Here is a 14,711-nt window from a genome sequence, read left to right on the forward strand (position 1 = left end):
TCGTATGCCGGCATCCGTTCCCTCTTTGATATGTGGTTTGCCCAGCGTTTCGAATAGTTATGCGACCCTTTCGAGCGCTCCTGAAATCAAGTCCGCGAGATAGCCGGAGACAGCCTCGACGCCCGCTTCGTCGCGCACGAGGTCGTTGCGAACCTCGATCATGACATTGGCCAGACCAAGCGGCAGCGCATGGAGGCGCAGCGTATGCGTCACGCCATCTTCGGGCCCGTAAGGCGAGTTTCGGTCGACGCGATAGGGACCGACGGCGGCGGCCTCCAGCATCGCATCCGCCAGACGGCTGTCGGTGTCGTGCAGAATGCCGATCTCAACCTCCCGCGGCTTGCCGAAATAGACGGGCGTGAAGGTATGGATGGTCACGACGACGGGCTTGCGCCCCTCCCCGGCGATCCTGGAAACCTCGGCCGAAACGCGATCGTGAAACGGAATGTAAAGGGCAGCCGTCCGCGCGTAACGCTCCGCCGGCGCCAGGTCCCGGTTCCCAGGGATGTCGTAGATCTCGCTCTTCTCCGGCATGGCGGCAGGCGATTCCGGGGGACGGTTGCAGTCGTAGATCAGCCGGGAAAAGCGCTGGTGAACCAGCACCCCGTCCAGCGCAGCCGAGAGGCGGCGGGCGATGGCCAGAGCACCGGGATCCCATGCGATGTGGCTGGAAAGCGCTTCCGCCGAGAGGCCCAGATCTCCGGCAGCGGCCGGCAGCACGGCGGAGGCATGCTCGCATACAAGCACAACGCCGCTGGCCCCTGTTGCATTCTCCAATGCAACAGCTTCACCATCCGATGCTGTCAGGATCCCCGACCTCAAAAGCATGCTGAAATTCCCCCGGGCTCGTTTGCCCCTGCTCTTTCCGAAGAGAATTCTTCACGGTTAAGCGTCTGTCAATCCGCCACTGAAAATTTCTCTTCAAAGAGAGATTGACTCAATTGTGACAGCGAGGCTTAATCCTGAAAAAGCCGGCGACAGATCGGCTTGAGGGGAGTCAATCGGTCCTTGATGAATGCGTCCACGACGGTGTCGGACGTGATCCATGCCCATTTCGATGGGCTGACGCGTGCCGAGCGGCAGCTGGCCGAGAGCCTGCTGCAGAACTACCCGGTCTCCGGATTGGGCAGCATAACCACCGTTGCCGAAAATGCGGGTGTGTCGACGCCAACTGTCGCACGCATGGTTCAGAAGCTCGGCTACAAGGGTTATCCCGAATTCCAGGCGCATCTCCACCAGGAGCTCGAGGCAACGATCTCGAACCCGATTGCCAAGCACGATCGTTGGGCCACCAACGCGCCCAACCGCCATATTCTCAACCGCTTCGCCGAGGCGGTCATGGCCAACCTGCGCAATTCCCTCGGAGAGCTGCGAACGGCCACATTCGATGATGCAGCCCGTTTGCTGGGTGATCGTGACCGCAGCCTTTATTTCGTCGGCGGTCGCATCACGGGGGCTCTGGCCGAATACTTCTTCACCCATATGCAGGTGATACGTCCGCGTACGACGCTGATGTCCTCGAATGCCAGTTCCTGGCCGCAACACGTGCTCAACATGCAGGCCGGCGATGTTCTGGTGATCTTCGATATCAGACGCTACGAGGCCGACCTGACGACTTTGGCGGAAGTCGCGCGCACCAATGGCGTCGAGATCATCGTCTTCACGGACCAGTGGATGTCTCCGGTGGCACAATATGCCCGGCATTGTTTCAAGCTGCACATCGAGGCACCTTCGGCCTGGGATAGTTCCGTGGTGACGTTGTTCGTCGTTGAGGCATTGATCGAAGCCGTGCAGAGTTCGTCCTGGGACGAGACGCGCGAGCGCATCAATACCCTGGAGGGGCTCTTCGAACAGGCCCGCCTGTTCCGGAGACCCCGATGAGCATTTAACGCCGATAGGGAGGATAGGATTAGAAAGCAGGGAGCGGCGGTTGCAAACAGAAGCCGTCGAACTCGCCGACCGTCATATAACGATAACACAGCGCACCTAAGTGAACCGCATCGCTGCCAACCTCAGAGGAGAAATACAGTGAACAATTTCCGCAAGATCCTGTCGATGACGACCGCCCTGGTCATGGCGACCTCGGCCGTTGCCGTTGCCGAGCCGAGTGCCGAGCTCATCGAAGCTGCCAAGAAGGAAGGCATGCTGACCACGATCGCCCTCCCCCACGACTGGTGCGGTTACGGCGAAGTCATCGCTGCCTTCAAGAAGAAGTATCCGGAAATCACCGTCAACGAACTGAACCCGGATGCCGGTTCGGCCGACGAAGTCGAAGCCATCAAGGCAAACAAGGACAACAAGGGCCCGCAGGCTCCTGACGTCGTCGACGTTGGTCTCGCTTTCGGTCCGCAGATGAAGGCCGAAGGCCTGCTGCAGCCCTACAAGGTCTCCACCTGGGACGAAATCCCGGATAACATCAAGGACGCCGAAGGCTACTGGTACGGCGACTACTACGGCGTCATGTCCTTCCTGGTGAACAAGGACCTGGTTGCCAACACACCGAAGGACTGGGCTGACCTCCTGAAGCCGGAATATGCCGGTCAGGTTGCTCTCGCCGGCGACCCGCGCGCCTCCAACCAGGCCATCCTCGGCGTTCTCGCCGCTGGCATGGCAACGGGTGCAGCCGCTGGCAAGGACGCTGGCGAAGCCGGTCTGAAGTACTTCGCCGAACTCAACAAGGCCGGCAACTTCGTTCCGGTCATCGGCAAGTCCGGCACGCTCGCCCAGGGCGCGACCCCGATCGTCGTCATGTGGGACTACAACGCGCTTTCGGCCCGTGACACGCTTGCCGGCAATCCGCCGGTCGAAGTCGTCGTTCCGGAAAAGGGCATCCTGGCCGGCGTCTACGTGCAGGGCATCTCCGCTTACGCCCCGCATCCGAACGCAGCAAAGCTGTGGATGGAGCACCTCTACTCGGACGAAGGTCAGCTCGGCTGGCTGAAGGGCTACTGCCACCCGGCCCGCTTCAACGCCATGGTCAAGGCCGGCAAGGTTCCGCAGGACCTGATCGACAAGCTGCCGCCGGCTGAATCCTACGAAAAGGCCTACTTCCCGACGCTCGAAGAAGTCGACGCCAACAAGGCTGCCGTTGTCGGCGGCTGGGACAGCGTCGTCGGCGCCAACGTTCAGTAAGTCGAGACCTTGATGTGCCGCCCCGATCTTTTCTAAGGTCGGGGCGGCGCTCGCATTTTAAGAAGATCCGTCGAAACGCGGACAGAGGGGCAGATCGAATGTCGACAGAGGCGGTGAGTCCGGGCCATCAGGCGCGGCCACGAACGAAACTTCCACTTCACTGGCTGGGCGTCGTGCCTTTCGCAGCCTTTGTGATTCTCTTCTTGATCCTGCCGACCATGAAGATCGTCATCGGCGCCTTTCAGCGGCCGGACGGTTCCTTCACGCTCGACAACATCGGCGGTCTCTTTACGCCTTCGATCATGGCGGCCTACTGGATCTCCATCAAGATCAGCCTCGCCTCGGCCATTCTGGGCTGCCTGATCGGTTTTGGCGTAGCGGCTGCCGTTGTCCTCGGTGGCCTGCCGCAGTGGATCCGCGGCCCGCTCCTCACCTTCTCGGGCGTTGCTTCCAACTTCGCCGGCGTGCCGCTGGCCTTCGCCTTCCTTGCGACGCTCGGCCCCGTCGGCATGCTGACCGTCTTTCTGAAGACCCAGCTCGGCATCGATCTGCGCCTGCTCGGCTTCAATCTTCTGTCCTTCTGGGGGCTCACGGTCACCTATCTCTTCTTCCAGATCCCGCTGATGATCCTCATCATCACGCCGGCGCTCGACGGCCTGAAACGCGAGTGGCGTGAAGCGGCATCGATCCTTGGTGCGACCAATGCGCAATACTGGCGCCTCGTCGCCTTCCCGATCCTGTTGCCCTCGATCCTCGGCACCATGGCACTTCTCTTTGCAAACGCCTTCGGCGCCGTCGCAACCGCGATCGCCCTGACGGGCTCGTCGCTGAATATCGTTCCGATCCTGCTTTTCGCCCAGATCCGCGGCGATGTGCTGGGTGATCCCCATCTCGGCTACGCGCTCGCCTTCGGCATGATCGTCGTCACCGGTGTGGCCAATGCTCTCTATATCTGGCTGCGCGCCCGCAGCGAAAGGTGGCTGAAATGAAGCGCTTTTGGGCCTGGGGGGCCCTGATCTTCGGCCTCCTCTATTTCTTCTTGCCGCTGATCGGCATGACCAACTTCTCCCTGAAAATGCGGCGTGGGGAATACTCCTTCGATGCCTATGCCAAGGTGCTGACCGATCCGCGTTTCCAAGAAACTTTCACCTATTCGGTCACGATGGCGCTGGTCACCATCCTCTTCGGCATCTTTCTGGTCGTTCCAACCGCCTACTGGGTGCGCCTCAAACTGCCGTGGCTCAGGCCCTATATCGAATTCGTCACGCTCCTGCCGCTGGTCATTCCCGCGATCGTCATCGTCTTCGGCTATATCCGGCTCTACAACACATCGAGCTGGCTGCCGCTGACGGGTTCGGCCTTCGGCACGGATATTCTGCTGATGTTCGGCTATGCGACGCTTGCTCTGCCCTATATGTATCGCGCTGTCGACACGGGCCTTCGCACCATCGACATCGGCACGCTGACGGAGGCTGCCCAGAGCCTCGGTGCCGGCTGGTTCACGATCATCTCCAAGATCATCCTGCCAAACGTACTGGTGGCCGTGCTCTCGGGCGCCTTCCTGACCTTTGCGATCGTCATCGGTGAATTCACCATGGCGGCCCTGCTCAACAAGCCGGCATTCGGACCCTTCATGCAGCTGCTCGGCGCCAACAGGGCCTATGAACCCGCCGCCCTTGCGGTCATTGCCTTCGGCATCACCTGGGGCTGCCTCGGTCTGATCCAGCTTGTCTCCCGCCTCCAGAAAACAGCCCCTCGCCAGGCCTGAGGAATTCTTTTCATGACCTTCCTGACCCTCTCTCATCTCAAGAAATCCTTCGGCGCCACCCAGGTCGTTCACGACTTCAACATGGCGATCGAAAAGGGCGAATTCATCTCCTTCCTCGGGCCCTCCGGCTGCGGCAAGACCACGGTACTGCGCATGATCGCAGGCTTCGAGACGCCGTCCGGCGGCACGATCGAAATTGCCGGCAAGGACCAGACGAACCTGAAGCCGAACCAGCGCAACATCGGCATGGTCTTCCAGGCCTACGCGCTGTTTCCCAACATGAACGTCTTCGACAATGTGGCCTTCGGCCTGAAGATCGCAGGCCAGCCCAAGGCCGACATCGACAAGCGCGTGAAGGAAATGCTGGCGCTGATCCATCTCGATCATCTTGCGGAGCGCTACCCTTACCAGCTGTCGGGCGGCCAGCAGCAGCGCGTCGCACTTGCCCGCGCGCTGGCACCGAAGCCGCAGGTCCTTCTACTCGACGAGCCGCTCTCGGCGCTTGACGCCAAGATCCGCGTCTCCTTGCGCGAAGAGATTCGCCACATCCAGCAGCAGCTCGGCATCACCACGGTCTTTGTCACCCATGACCAGGAAGAGGCGCTGTCGATCTCCGACCGCATCGTCGTCATGAATGCCGGCAAGGCCGATCAGATCGGCACGCCATTCGAGATCTACAACCGCCCGACCACCCGCTTCGTCGCCTCATTCGTCGGCACGCTCAACGTGCTCGACGCCGTCGTGACCGATCAGGGCGCCGGCATCGTGAAGATCGGCGGCAAAACGCTGGCGATCAAGGAGACGATCCCGGCGGCCAATGGCTCGACTATCCAGCTTGCGATGCGCCCGGAAGCAGGAACGCTTGCAGCTGCGGATGAGGCGACGGTTGAGGGCAATGTCACCTCCAGCCAGTTCTTGGGCTCGGTCATCCGCACCCGCATCGATGTCGGCGGCAAGACACTCTCCTTCGACACCTTCAACGACCCGGGTAGCAGGCCGCCTGTCGTCGGCGACACTGTCGGCGTCAAGATCGACCCCTCGGCCTTGATCGTGCTGGCCAACTGAGGCACACCACATCACCGGACAAGACTATCGAATGCCGTCCGTGAGGGCGGCATTTTCTTCAGGAGGAGGCCCCATGCGCGCCATGTATTACGAGCAGTTCGGAGCGGCACCGGAAATCCGGACCCTGCCCGATCCGACGCCGACCAATGGTGGCGTCATCATCTCCGTCCAGGCGACCGGTCTTTGCCGCAGCGACTGGCATGGCTGGATGGGCCACGACCCCGACATCCGCCTCCCCCACGTTCCCGGCCACGAATTGGCTGGCACGATTGCGGCCGTTGGCCGCGATGTCCGCCGCTTCAAGGTCGGCGACCGCGTCACCGTCCCCTTCGTCTCCGGCTGCGGCCATTGCATGGAATGCCGCTCCGGCAACCAGCAGGTCTGCGAAGAACAGTTCCAGCCCGGCTTCACCCATTGGGGCTCTTTCGCCGAATATGTCGCGATCGACTATGCCGACCAGAACCTCGTGCATCTCCCGGAAGAAATCAGCTACGAGACGGCGGCGAGCCTTGGTTGCCGCTTCGCCACCTCCTTCCGCGCCGTCGTCGACCAAGGCCGTCTCCAGGGTGGTGAGTGGCTCGCCGTCCATGGCTGTGGCGGCGTCGGCCTCTCGGCCATCATGATCGGCGCGGCCCTTGGCGCGAATGTCGTGGCCATCGACATCGCTGAAGACAAACTCGCACTTGCAAAGGCGCTCGGCGCGTCCGTCACCATCGACAGCCGCTCGGTCGCCGATGTCTCGGAAGCCGTGCGCGAGGTGACGAGCGGCGGCGCCCACGTCTCCGTCGATGCGCTTGGTCATCCGCAGACCTGCTGCAACTCGATCCTCAACCTGCGCCGTCGGGGCCGCCACGTCCAGGTCGGCCTGATGCTGGCCGATCACGCGACCCCGGCGATACCGATGGCCCGTGTGATTGCCCATGAGCTCGAAATTTATGGCAGCCACGGCATGCAGTCCTGGCGCTACGACGCCATGCTGCGCATGATCCTCTCCGGCAAGCTCTCGCCCGACCGCCTGATCGGCCGCCGCATCACGCTGACGGAAGCAGCTCCGGCGCTCGCCACGATGGATAGTTTCCGGGAGAACGGCATCAGCATTATCGACAGGATGGTCTGATGGACGCCGATCCCGCCGAATTCCGCTCGCTGGTGGGATAGCGTTAACGCTCCTGTGCTGAAATTCGTCTGCACGAAACCGGAAACGGATCGGGAACCGCGATGGGCAAGCAGACGAAACCAGCGGAAATGGACGCCGAGGGCTTCATGGCCGAGTTCATGCGGCTGAAGCGCGGATCGGTGACGCGGAGGCATTTCCTGGCGGTCACCGGCCTTGCCGCCGCCGGCCTGCTTCTTGGCGGAGCGGGTCGGCCCAGTTTTGCGGCTGCATCCCAATCGACGCTGGGCAAGAAGGTTTCGCTCGCGACCTGGCCGAACTATCATGATCCCCAGACCTTTGAGGACTTCACTGCGAAACACGGCGTAGAGGTCGAGGTGTCCATCATCGGCTCGAATGAGGGGACGCTGAAGGCGCTGGAAAGCGGCCGCACATGGGACATCATCATTCCGACGCAGTATGCCATCGCCACCTATGTTGATCGAGGCATGCTGGAGCCACTCGACCTCGGACGCATTCCGAATTTCGATCTTTCAGTCCAGACTGACCGCTACGTGAAACCCGGCATGATGGGAAGCGCCACCTATGCGGTCCCGAAGAATGCCGGCACAAGCGGGATCGCCTGCAATACCAGAGAACTGGACCCGGTCGAGACCTGGCGGGATTTCTTCGACCGGGCGATGGACGAAGCCTCGGGACGGGCGATCGTGCATGACTACCAGCTCACCGCAATCGGCAGCGCACTGGTCGCTCTCGGCTTCGACTTCAACTCGCTCGACCCCGGCGAACTGACCAAGGCGGAAGAGCTATTGATGCAGGTTCGACCACATCTGCTGGCCGTCGACAGCGATTATCAGCCGGCTATGCGCACGGGCGAGGCATGGATGACGATGTGCTGGAGCAACGATGCACTGCAGATGCAGCGGGACATGCCGGAAATCACCTACCGGATCGCGACCGATGGCGGCGAGATCTGGACCGACTACTACGCGATTTCCGCCAAGGCCCACAACAAGTCGGGCGCCTACGCGCTCGTCAACCATCTGCTCGACCCCAAGATCGCCGCCCGCGAGCACCTCGTCCATGGGGGCACAGCAACTGACAGCCGCGTCCGGGCGCTGTTGCCCGAGGAAATCCTAAGCAACGAAATCGCCTACCCGGACGAAGCCAGCCTCGGGCCGCTCGAATTCGGTCTGGCTGCGATGATGATCGATCCGACTCGCGCGGCGATTATGAACCGCTTTCGCGCGGCCCGCGGCTGACGCATCCGATGGGAAGTGCTAGGCACGGACTGCGCCCCTCTGTCGCGCTCCTCAGCAAGGTTTCCCATGCCGCAGATTTCCATCATCGACACCATTTCCGATCCTGGCAAGCCGGACCGCCCCAACGAGGATCGCCTCGGCTACAATCGAAACGCGGCCTTCGTGATTGACGGAGCAACGGGCCTCGGCGACCGCCAGTTCATGGACGGCTACGGCTCCGACGCCGCCTGGATCGCCGAATTCGCTGCGATCCGCTTTGCCGAACGTCTGGACAGAACCGCTGACCCGAAAACGGTCCTGAGAACGGTCTCGCAAGAGGCCCGCAACACCTTCATCGCCACAGCCGGCGACCAGCCGCGCTACGCCTGGCCGCTCTGCAGCCTGACGGCCCTCCAGACAACGGCATCCGGCTTCCGCTGGTTCGGCCTTGGCGACAGCTGCATGTATATCCTGCATGACGACGGACGCGCCGACTTCGTCATCCCGATCCCCGGCGCCTATGAATGGGAACAGCATCAGGCTGCCAAGCACATTGCCCGCCTCGGCGGCATAGGAGCGGCCAACATAGCAACCAGTGATCCGGAAACCCTGGCAAACCTGCGAGAGGGACGCGCGCGACAGAACACGCCCGGGGGCGCCACCTGGACCTTCGGCGTTGTCCCCGAAGCCGCCGATCACCTCGCCATGGTCGACGTGGCCATATACGGCGGCGGCGCAACCGCCATCCTCTGCTCCGACGGGCTGGCCGACCTAGTCGCCCTCTACAAGCTCTACGACGCAGCGGTGCTGATCCAGCGGGCAGCAACCGCCGGGCTGAAGTCACTGGTCACGGAGCTTCGCCACATGGAGCGAGAGGTCGACCCGGATGGGTTGAAATATCCGCGCTACAAACAGAGCGACGACACGACAGCCATCCTGCTGAGGCTTGAGGCGTAAAGGCAATTAGGAATCCGCCTCAATACATTATCGCCGAATTTGGAATCGGTTTGTGAGCGTGTTCGCGCGCTGGATGAGGCAAACGCCGGGTTCTCGGCACCAGCGGCTACCCTAGCGGCAGCCCCTCATCCGCCTGCCGACACCTTCTCCCCGCAGGCGGGGGGAAGGCCAGTGCGGCCGGCGTTTTGCCCCCTTCTCCCCGTTCACGGGGAGAAGGTCCCGGCAGGGGGATGAGGGGCAATCCAATCTTTAGACGTCAGCCTTCGGAACATAATTCAACACCGGCCCCAGCCAGCGCTCGACCTCCCGCACATCCATGCCCTTGCGCGCTGCATAGTCCTCGACCTGGTCTCGCTCGACCTTGGCCACGCCGAAATAGTAGCTGTCGGGGTGGCCGATATAGAGACCGGACACGGACGAGCCCGGCCACATGGCATAGCTTTCCGTCAGCGTCACGCCGGTCGCCTTGGTGGCGTCGAGCAGCGAGAACAGCGTGACCTTTTCCGTATGGTCGGGTTGCGCCGGATAGCCGGGCGCCGGACGGATACCGCCATAGGTTTCCGCGATCAGCTCCTCGGGCGTGAAGGCCTCGTCCGGCGCATAGCCCCAGAATTCCCGGCGCACCCGCTCATGCATGCGCTCGGCAAAGGCTTCGGCGAAACGGTCGGCCAGCGCCTTGACCAGGATCGACGAGTAGTCGTCATTGGCCCGCTCGAAGCGCTCGGCAATCGCCACCTCTTCGATACCCGCTGTTACGACGAAGCCGCCGACATAATCCGGAACACCGGTCTCCAGAGGCGCTACGAAATCGCTGAGCGCGACATTGGCCCTTCCCTCACGCTTGGCGATCTGCTGGCGCAGCGTGAAGAAGGTCGCGAGTTCTTCACGGCGGCTGTCGTCCGTGAACAGCCGGATGTCGTCACCCACGGCATTGGCCGGCCAGAAGCCGATCACGGCACGTGGACGGAACCAGTTCTCCGTGATGATCTTCTTGAGCATGGCCTGCGCATCGGCATAAAGCTGCCGGGCCGCCTCGCCCTGCTTCTCGTCGTCCAGAATAGCCGGAAAACGCCCCTTCAGCTCCCAGGTCTGGAAGAAGGGCGTCCAGTCGATATAGCGGGCAAGCTCGGCCAGATCATATTCCTCGAACACCTTCGTACCGGTGAAAGCAGGCTTCGTCGGCTTATAGCTCCTCCAGTCGAGCTTGACGGCATTCTCCCGCGCCGATGCTAGCGGCAGGCGCTGCTTCTCTGCTTCCGCCCGCGCATGGGCTTCGGCGACCTTGGCATATTCGGCGCGGATGCCATCGACATAGGTCTCGTTGCCATCCTCCGCGAGCAAGGACGAGACGACGCCGACGGCGCGGCTGGCATCGGTGACATAGACAGCCTGCCCCGCTCTGTACTGCGGATGGATCTTCACAGCGGTATGCACCCGGCTCGTCGTCGCGCCGCCGATCAGGAGCGGAATGTTAAAACCCTGACGCTGCATTTCGGAGGCCACATGCACCATCTCGTCCAATGACGGCGTGATCAGGCCGGACAGGCCGATGACATCGACATTCTCCGCTTTCGCCACTTCGAGGATCTTGGTGGCCGGCACCATGACGCCGAGATCGATGATCTCGTAATTGTTGCAGGCCAGCACGACACCGACGATGTTCTTGCCGATGTCGTGCACATCGCCCTTGACGGTCGCCATCAGCACCTTGCCAGCCGCCTGCCGCTCGCCGGTGCCGCCGTTCGCCCGCTTTTCCTCTTCCATATAGGGCAGCAGCACGGCCACCGCCTGCTTCATCACCCGCGCCGATTTCACCACCTGCGGCAGGAACATCTTGCCCGCCCCGAAGAGGTCGCCGACGACATTCATCCCGGCCATCAGCGGCCCCTCGATGACATGCAGAGGCCGCTCGGCCTGTTGCCGCGCCTCTTCCGTATCAACATCGATGAATTCGGTGATCCCATTGACCAGCGCATGTTCGAGCCGCTTTTCGACCGGCCATTCGCGCCAGCTCATGTCCTGCGTCCGGGTCTTGGCCTCGCCGGTGCCGCGATAGCGCTCGGCGATCTCCAGCAGCCGCTCGGTACCGTCCTTGCGGCGGTTCAGCACCACGTCTTCGCAGGCCTCGCGCAGATCCGGATCGATGCTCTCATAGACCGCCAACTGCCCCGCATTGACGATGCCCATGTCCATGCCTGCCTGGATGGCGTGGTAGAGGAAGACCGCGTGCATGGCTTCCCGCACCGGCTCGTTGCCGCGGAAGGAGAAGGAGAGGTTCGAGACACCGCCGGAGACATGCACCAGGGGCATTTCTTGCCGGATCGTCCGTGTCGCCTCGATGAAGTCGACGCCGTAATTGTCGTGTTCCTCGATGCCCGTCGCGACCGCAAAGATATTGGGATCGAAGATGATGTCTTCAGGCGCAAAGCCCGCCTCTTCCGTCAGGATGCGATAGGCACGGCGGCAGATCTCCACCTTGCGCTCATAGGTATCCGCCTGGCCCTTCTCGTCAAAGGCCATGACGACGACTGCTGCACCATAATTGCGGATGAGCTTCGCCTGCGCGATGAAATTCTCCTCGCCTTCCTTCAGCGAGATCGAGTTCACCACGGCCTTGCCCTGCACGCATTTGAGGCCGGCTTCGATGATCGGAAACTTCGACGAGTCGATCATGACCGGCACCTTGGCGATGTCGGGCTCGGCAGCGATCAGGTTCAGAAATTCGACCATGGCCTTTTCGGAATCGATCAGGCCCTCGTCCATGTTGATGTCGATGATCTGCGCGCCGTTCTCCACCTGGTCGCGGGCAACGGCGAGTGCTGCCGTGTAATCGCCCGCCGTGATCAGCTTGCGGAACTTGGCCGAGCCGGTGACATTGGTGCGTTCGCCGACATTGACGAAGGGAATGTCCTTGGTGAGTTCGAACGGCTCGAGCCCCGACAGGGACATGAAGGGCCGATGCTCCACAGGCTGACGCGACGCTTTGCCCTTCACGGCCTCGGCAATGGCCGCGATATGCGCGGGCGTCGAGCCGCAGCAGCCGCCGACAACGTTGACGATCCCCTCTTCGGCAAAACCGGCAACAAGTGATGCCATCTCTTCCGGGCTCTGGTCATAGCGACCGAATTCGTTCGGCAGGCCGGCATTCGGATAGGCCGAGATGAAGGTGTCGGCGACACCGGACAATTCCTGCAGATGCGGGCGCATGGCATCTGCCCCGAGCGCGCAGTTGAGGCCCACCGCAAAGGGCTTGGCATGGCGGACGGAATTCCAGAACGCCGTCGGCGTCTGGCCCGACAGCGTACGGCCGGAAAGGTCGGTGATGGTGCCAGAGATCATCACCGGCAGGCGAATACCCTTGGCGAGGAAACGCTCTTCGCAGGCCAAGATCGCCGCCTTGGCATTCAGCGTATCGAAGATCGTCTCGATCAGGATGATGTCGGCGCCGCCATCGATCAAGCCGTCGATCTGCTCGCCATAGGCAAGACGCAGATCGTCGAAGGAGACGGCGCGGTAGCCCGGATTGTTGACATCTGGCGAGATGGAGGCCGTTCGGTTGGTCGGTCCGATGGCACCCGCCACGAAACGGCGCTTGCCATCCTCGCGCTCCGCCCGCCAGGCTGCCCGGCGCACGAGTTCGGCGCCATGGCGGTTGAGGTCATAGACCGCCCCTTCCATCTCGTAATCCGCCTGGGCGATGCGGGTCGACGAAAAGGTATTGGTCTCGAGAATATCCGCCCCCGCCATCGCATAGCGGAAATGGATGTCCTCGATGGCGTTGGGCTGGGTGAGGATCAGAAGGTCGTTATTGCCCTGCTGATGACAGGCGCAGCCGAGGAAACGCTCGCCGCGGAAATCCTCTTCGGTAAGCCCGAGCCCCTGGATTTCGGTGCCCATGGCGCCGTCGAGGATCAGGATACGTTCGCGCGCCGCCTGTTGCAGCGCTTTCAGGATCTCCGCTCCGTCCCGGGCAGCACCGTCACGGCCGAACAGTGAATCGAGCATCTGCGAAGTCTCCTATTGTGTCTGCGACATCCGCCAAATCACATAAAGACATGTTTATGTCAACATGCGATGCAGCTGTGCGTCGCCGGAGACAGGCGGTGGCAGCGAGGAAGCCGATCGGCTATAGAAGCTGCAACGATGCAGCCAGGGAGGAAGAAATGTCGGAAAATCAATCACAGCAATCGCCATTAAGCCCCTGGAGCACCCGCCCCTATCATCGCAAATGGCTGCTGGCACAGGCCGACGACCTGTTCGATTTCTTCCAAGGCCCGGCGATAAACCCGAAGGGCGGCTTCTACGATCTGTCGCGCGACGGCAAGCCGCTCAGCCTCGACAACCCCGCCCGCGGCATTCATGCCAGCGCCCGCATGGTGCATTGCTATGCCATCGGCCACCTGCTCGGCCGCCCGGGCTCTGCCGATATCGTCGATCACGGCATGCGTTACCTCTGGGAGCGCCATCGCGATGAGAAAAACGGCGGCTATTTCTGGCAGGCGAATGATACCGGCGCTGCCGACGACTCGAAACAAGGTTATGGCCACGCCTTCGTCCTGCTGGCAGCCTCTTCGGCCAAATGCGCCGGCCATCCGCTGGCAGACGCCATGCTGGCCGACATCACAGAGGTGATCGAAGAGAAGTTCTGGGAAGAGAGCCACGGCGCGATCGCCGAGGAATTCTCTGCCGAATGGCAGCCGGTCCCCGGCTATCGCGGCCAGAACTCCAACATGCACCTGACCGAAAGCCTGATGGCCGCTTTCGAGGTATCAGGCGAGCGGCATTACCTCACCAAGGCCGAGCGCATCGCCGACCTGATCATCAACCGCCGCGCCCGCGAAGAAGCCTTCCGTGTCGCCGAGCATTTCGATGAGAATTGGGGCGTAGACCGGAATTACTACCATCCGAACGAAATGTTCCGCCCGGCCGGCACCACGCCCGGCCACTGGCTTGAATGGGCCCGCCTCATCCTGCAGCTCTGGGTGCTCGGCGGAAAGAGCCACGACTGGATGCCGGAAGCCGCGCGCGGCCTCTTCTTCCAGTCGATGGCGCTCGGCTGGGACAAGCACAAGGGCGGCTTCTTCTACACGCTCGACTGGGCAAACGCCCCCGACAAGCGCTCGAAACTCTGGTGGCCGCTTTGCGAAGGCGCAGCCGCCGCCCATTTCCTCAACCAGCACCAGGAAAGCGACTTCCACGAGGAAAGCTACCGCAAGATCTGGAACTATATCGCGAACAACAATCTCGACCGGGAACACGGCGGCTGGTTCGAGGAACTGACCGAGGACGGCAAGCCGTCGAACAGCCTCTTCCCCGGCAAGGGCGATATCTACCACGCGCTCCAGGCCTGCCTCATCCCGCTCTTCCCGGCCAATGGCAGCCTGACGAAGATGATCGCGGAGCACCCGCTCGACGTCTAAGCATCGACAAAATC

At 62.1% G+C, this 14,711-nt stretch carries 11 protein-coding genes; 9 read left to right on the top strand and 2 right to left on the bottom strand.

The features are described 5' to 3' along the window. Nucleotides 1-57: 57 nt before the first annotated feature. Nucleotides 58-828: an N-formylglutamate amidohydrolase gene (locus tag H6M51_RS15165; RefSeq protein ID WP_185810657.1), complete on the bottom strand. Its 771-nt coding sequence runs from the start codon at nucleotides 826-828 to the stop codon at nucleotides 58-60. 183 nt (nucleotides 829-1,011) lie between these two features. Between H6M51_RS15165 and H6M51_RS15170 the strand changes: the two genes are divergently transcribed. The 8 genes from H6M51_RS15170 to H6M51_RS15205 all read left to right on the top strand — a co-directional run bounded on the left by H6M51_RS15170 (nucleotide 1,012) and on the right by H6M51_RS15205 (nucleotide 9,277). Then, complete coding sequence (locus H6M51_RS15170; protein ID WP_407073590.1) at nucleotides 1,012-1,881, top strand: MurR/RpiR family transcriptional regulator; 870 nt, start codon at nucleotides 1,012-1,014, stop codon at nucleotides 1,879-1,881. A 174-nt stretch (nucleotides 1,882-2,055) separates the two neighbouring features. Beyond that, complete coding sequence (locus tag H6M51_RS15175; RefSeq protein ID WP_185810842.1) at nucleotides 2,056-3,132, top strand: ABC transporter substrate-binding protein; 1,077 nt, start codon at nucleotides 2,056-2,058, stop codon at nucleotides 3,130-3,132. 98 nt (nucleotides 3,133-3,230) lie between these two features. Beyond that, nucleotides 3,231-4,121: an ABC transporter permease subunit gene (locus H6M51_RS15180; RefSeq protein ID WP_185810659.1), complete on the top strand. Its 891-nt coding sequence runs from the start codon at nucleotides 3,231-3,233 to the stop codon at nucleotides 4,119-4,121. Continuing rightward, nucleotides 4,118-4,900, top strand: a complete 783-nt coding sequence (locus H6M51_RS15185; RefSeq protein WP_185810660.1) for an iron ABC transporter permease — start codon at nucleotides 4,118-4,120, stop codon at nucleotides 4,898-4,900. Before H6M51_RS15180 ends, H6M51_RS15185 begins: the two co-directional genes overlap by 4 nt. A 12-nt stretch (nucleotides 4,901-4,912) precedes the next feature. Then, a complete protein-coding gene (locus tag H6M51_RS15190) occupies nucleotides 4,913-5,965 on the top strand; it encodes an ABC transporter ATP-binding protein (RefSeq protein WP_185810661.1) in 1,053 nt (350 codons plus the stop codon). A gap of 73 nt (nucleotides 5,966-6,038) precedes the next feature. Beyond that, a complete protein-coding gene (locus tag H6M51_RS15195; RefSeq protein WP_185810662.1) occupies nucleotides 6,039-7,082 on the top strand; it encodes a zinc-dependent alcohol dehydrogenase family protein in 1,044 nt (347 codons plus the stop codon). A 101-nt stretch (nucleotides 7,083-7,183) separates the two neighbouring features. Next, nucleotides 7,184-8,341, top strand: a complete 1,158-nt coding sequence (locus H6M51_RS15200) for a PotD/PotF family extracellular solute-binding protein (RefSeq protein ID WP_185810663.1) — start codon at nucleotides 7,184-7,186, stop codon at nucleotides 8,339-8,341. Between the two features lie 66 nt (nucleotides 8,342-8,407). Then, entirely contained in the window at nucleotides 8,408-9,277 is an 870-nt protein-coding gene (locus tag H6M51_RS15205) for a hypothetical protein (protein ID WP_185810664.1), read from the top strand. Nucleotides 9,278-9,526: 249 nt separating this feature from the next. Here the strand turns inward: H6M51_RS15205 and metH are convergent, their stop codons facing one another. Then, entirely contained in the window at nucleotides 9,527-13,282 is a 3,756-nt protein-coding gene (gene metH / locus H6M51_RS15210) for a methionine synthase (protein WP_185810665.1), read from the bottom strand. 158 nt (nucleotides 13,283-13,440) lie between these two features. Here metH and H6M51_RS15215 point away from each other — a divergent pair, with 158 nt between their 5' ends. After that, on the top strand, nucleotides 13,441-14,697 hold the full coding sequence (locus tag H6M51_RS15215) for an AGE family epimerase/isomerase (RefSeq protein WP_185810666.1): 1,257 nt from the start codon (nucleotides 13,441-13,443) through the stop codon (nucleotides 14,695-14,697). The last annotated feature ends 14 nt before the right edge of the window (nucleotides 14,698-14,711 follow it).

The organism is Rhizobium sp. AQ_MP (assembly GCF_014237835.1).
In the GTDB taxonomy this organism is placed as follows: Bacteria; Pseudomonadota; Alphaproteobacteria; order Rhizobiales; family Rhizobiaceae; genus Allorhizobium.

Bases quoted from the DNA above. Each gene is read 5' to 3' on its own strand.
- H6M51_RS15190 (WP_185810661.1), top strand. From the start codon at position 4,913: ATGACCTTCCTGACCCTCTCTCATCTCAAGAAATCCTTCGGCGCCACC.
- H6M51_RS15195 (WP_185810662.1), top strand. From the start codon at position 6,039: ATGCGCGCCATGTATTACGAGCAGTTCGGAGCGGCACCGGAAATCCGG.
- H6M51_RS15175 (WP_185810842.1), top strand. From the start codon at position 2,056: ATGACGACCGCCCTGGTCATGGCGACCTCGGCCGTTGCCGTTGCCGAG.
- H6M51_RS15165 (WP_185810657.1), bottom strand. From the start codon at position 828: ATGCTTTTGAGGTCGGGGATCCTGACAGCATCGGATGGTGAAGCTGTT.
- H6M51_RS15180 (WP_185810659.1), top strand. From the start codon at position 3,231: ATGTCGACAGAGGCGGTGAGTCCGGGCCATCAGGCGCGGCCACGAACG.
- H6M51_RS15200 (WP_185810663.1), top strand. From the start codon at position 7,184: ATGGGCAAGCAGACGAAACCAGCGGAAATGGACGCCGAGGGCTTCATG.
- H6M51_RS15215 (WP_185810666.1), top strand. From the start codon at position 13,441: ATGTCGGAAAATCAATCACAGCAATCGCCATTAAGCCCCTGGAGCACC.
- H6M51_RS15205 (WP_185810664.1), top strand. From the start codon at position 8,408: ATGCCGCAGATTTCCATCATCGACACCATTTCCGATCCTGGCAAGCCG.
- H6M51_RS15170 (WP_407073590.1), top strand. From the start codon at position 1,012: ATGAATGCGTCCACGACGGTGTCGGACGTGATCCATGCCCATTTCGAT.
- H6M51_RS15185 (WP_185810660.1), top strand. From the start codon at position 4,118: ATGAAGCGCTTTTGGGCCTGGGGGGCCCTGATCTTCGGCCTCCTCTAT.
- metH (WP_185810665.1), bottom strand. From the start codon at position 13,282: ATGCTCGATTCACTGTTCGGCCGTGACGGTGCTGCCCGGGACGGAGCG.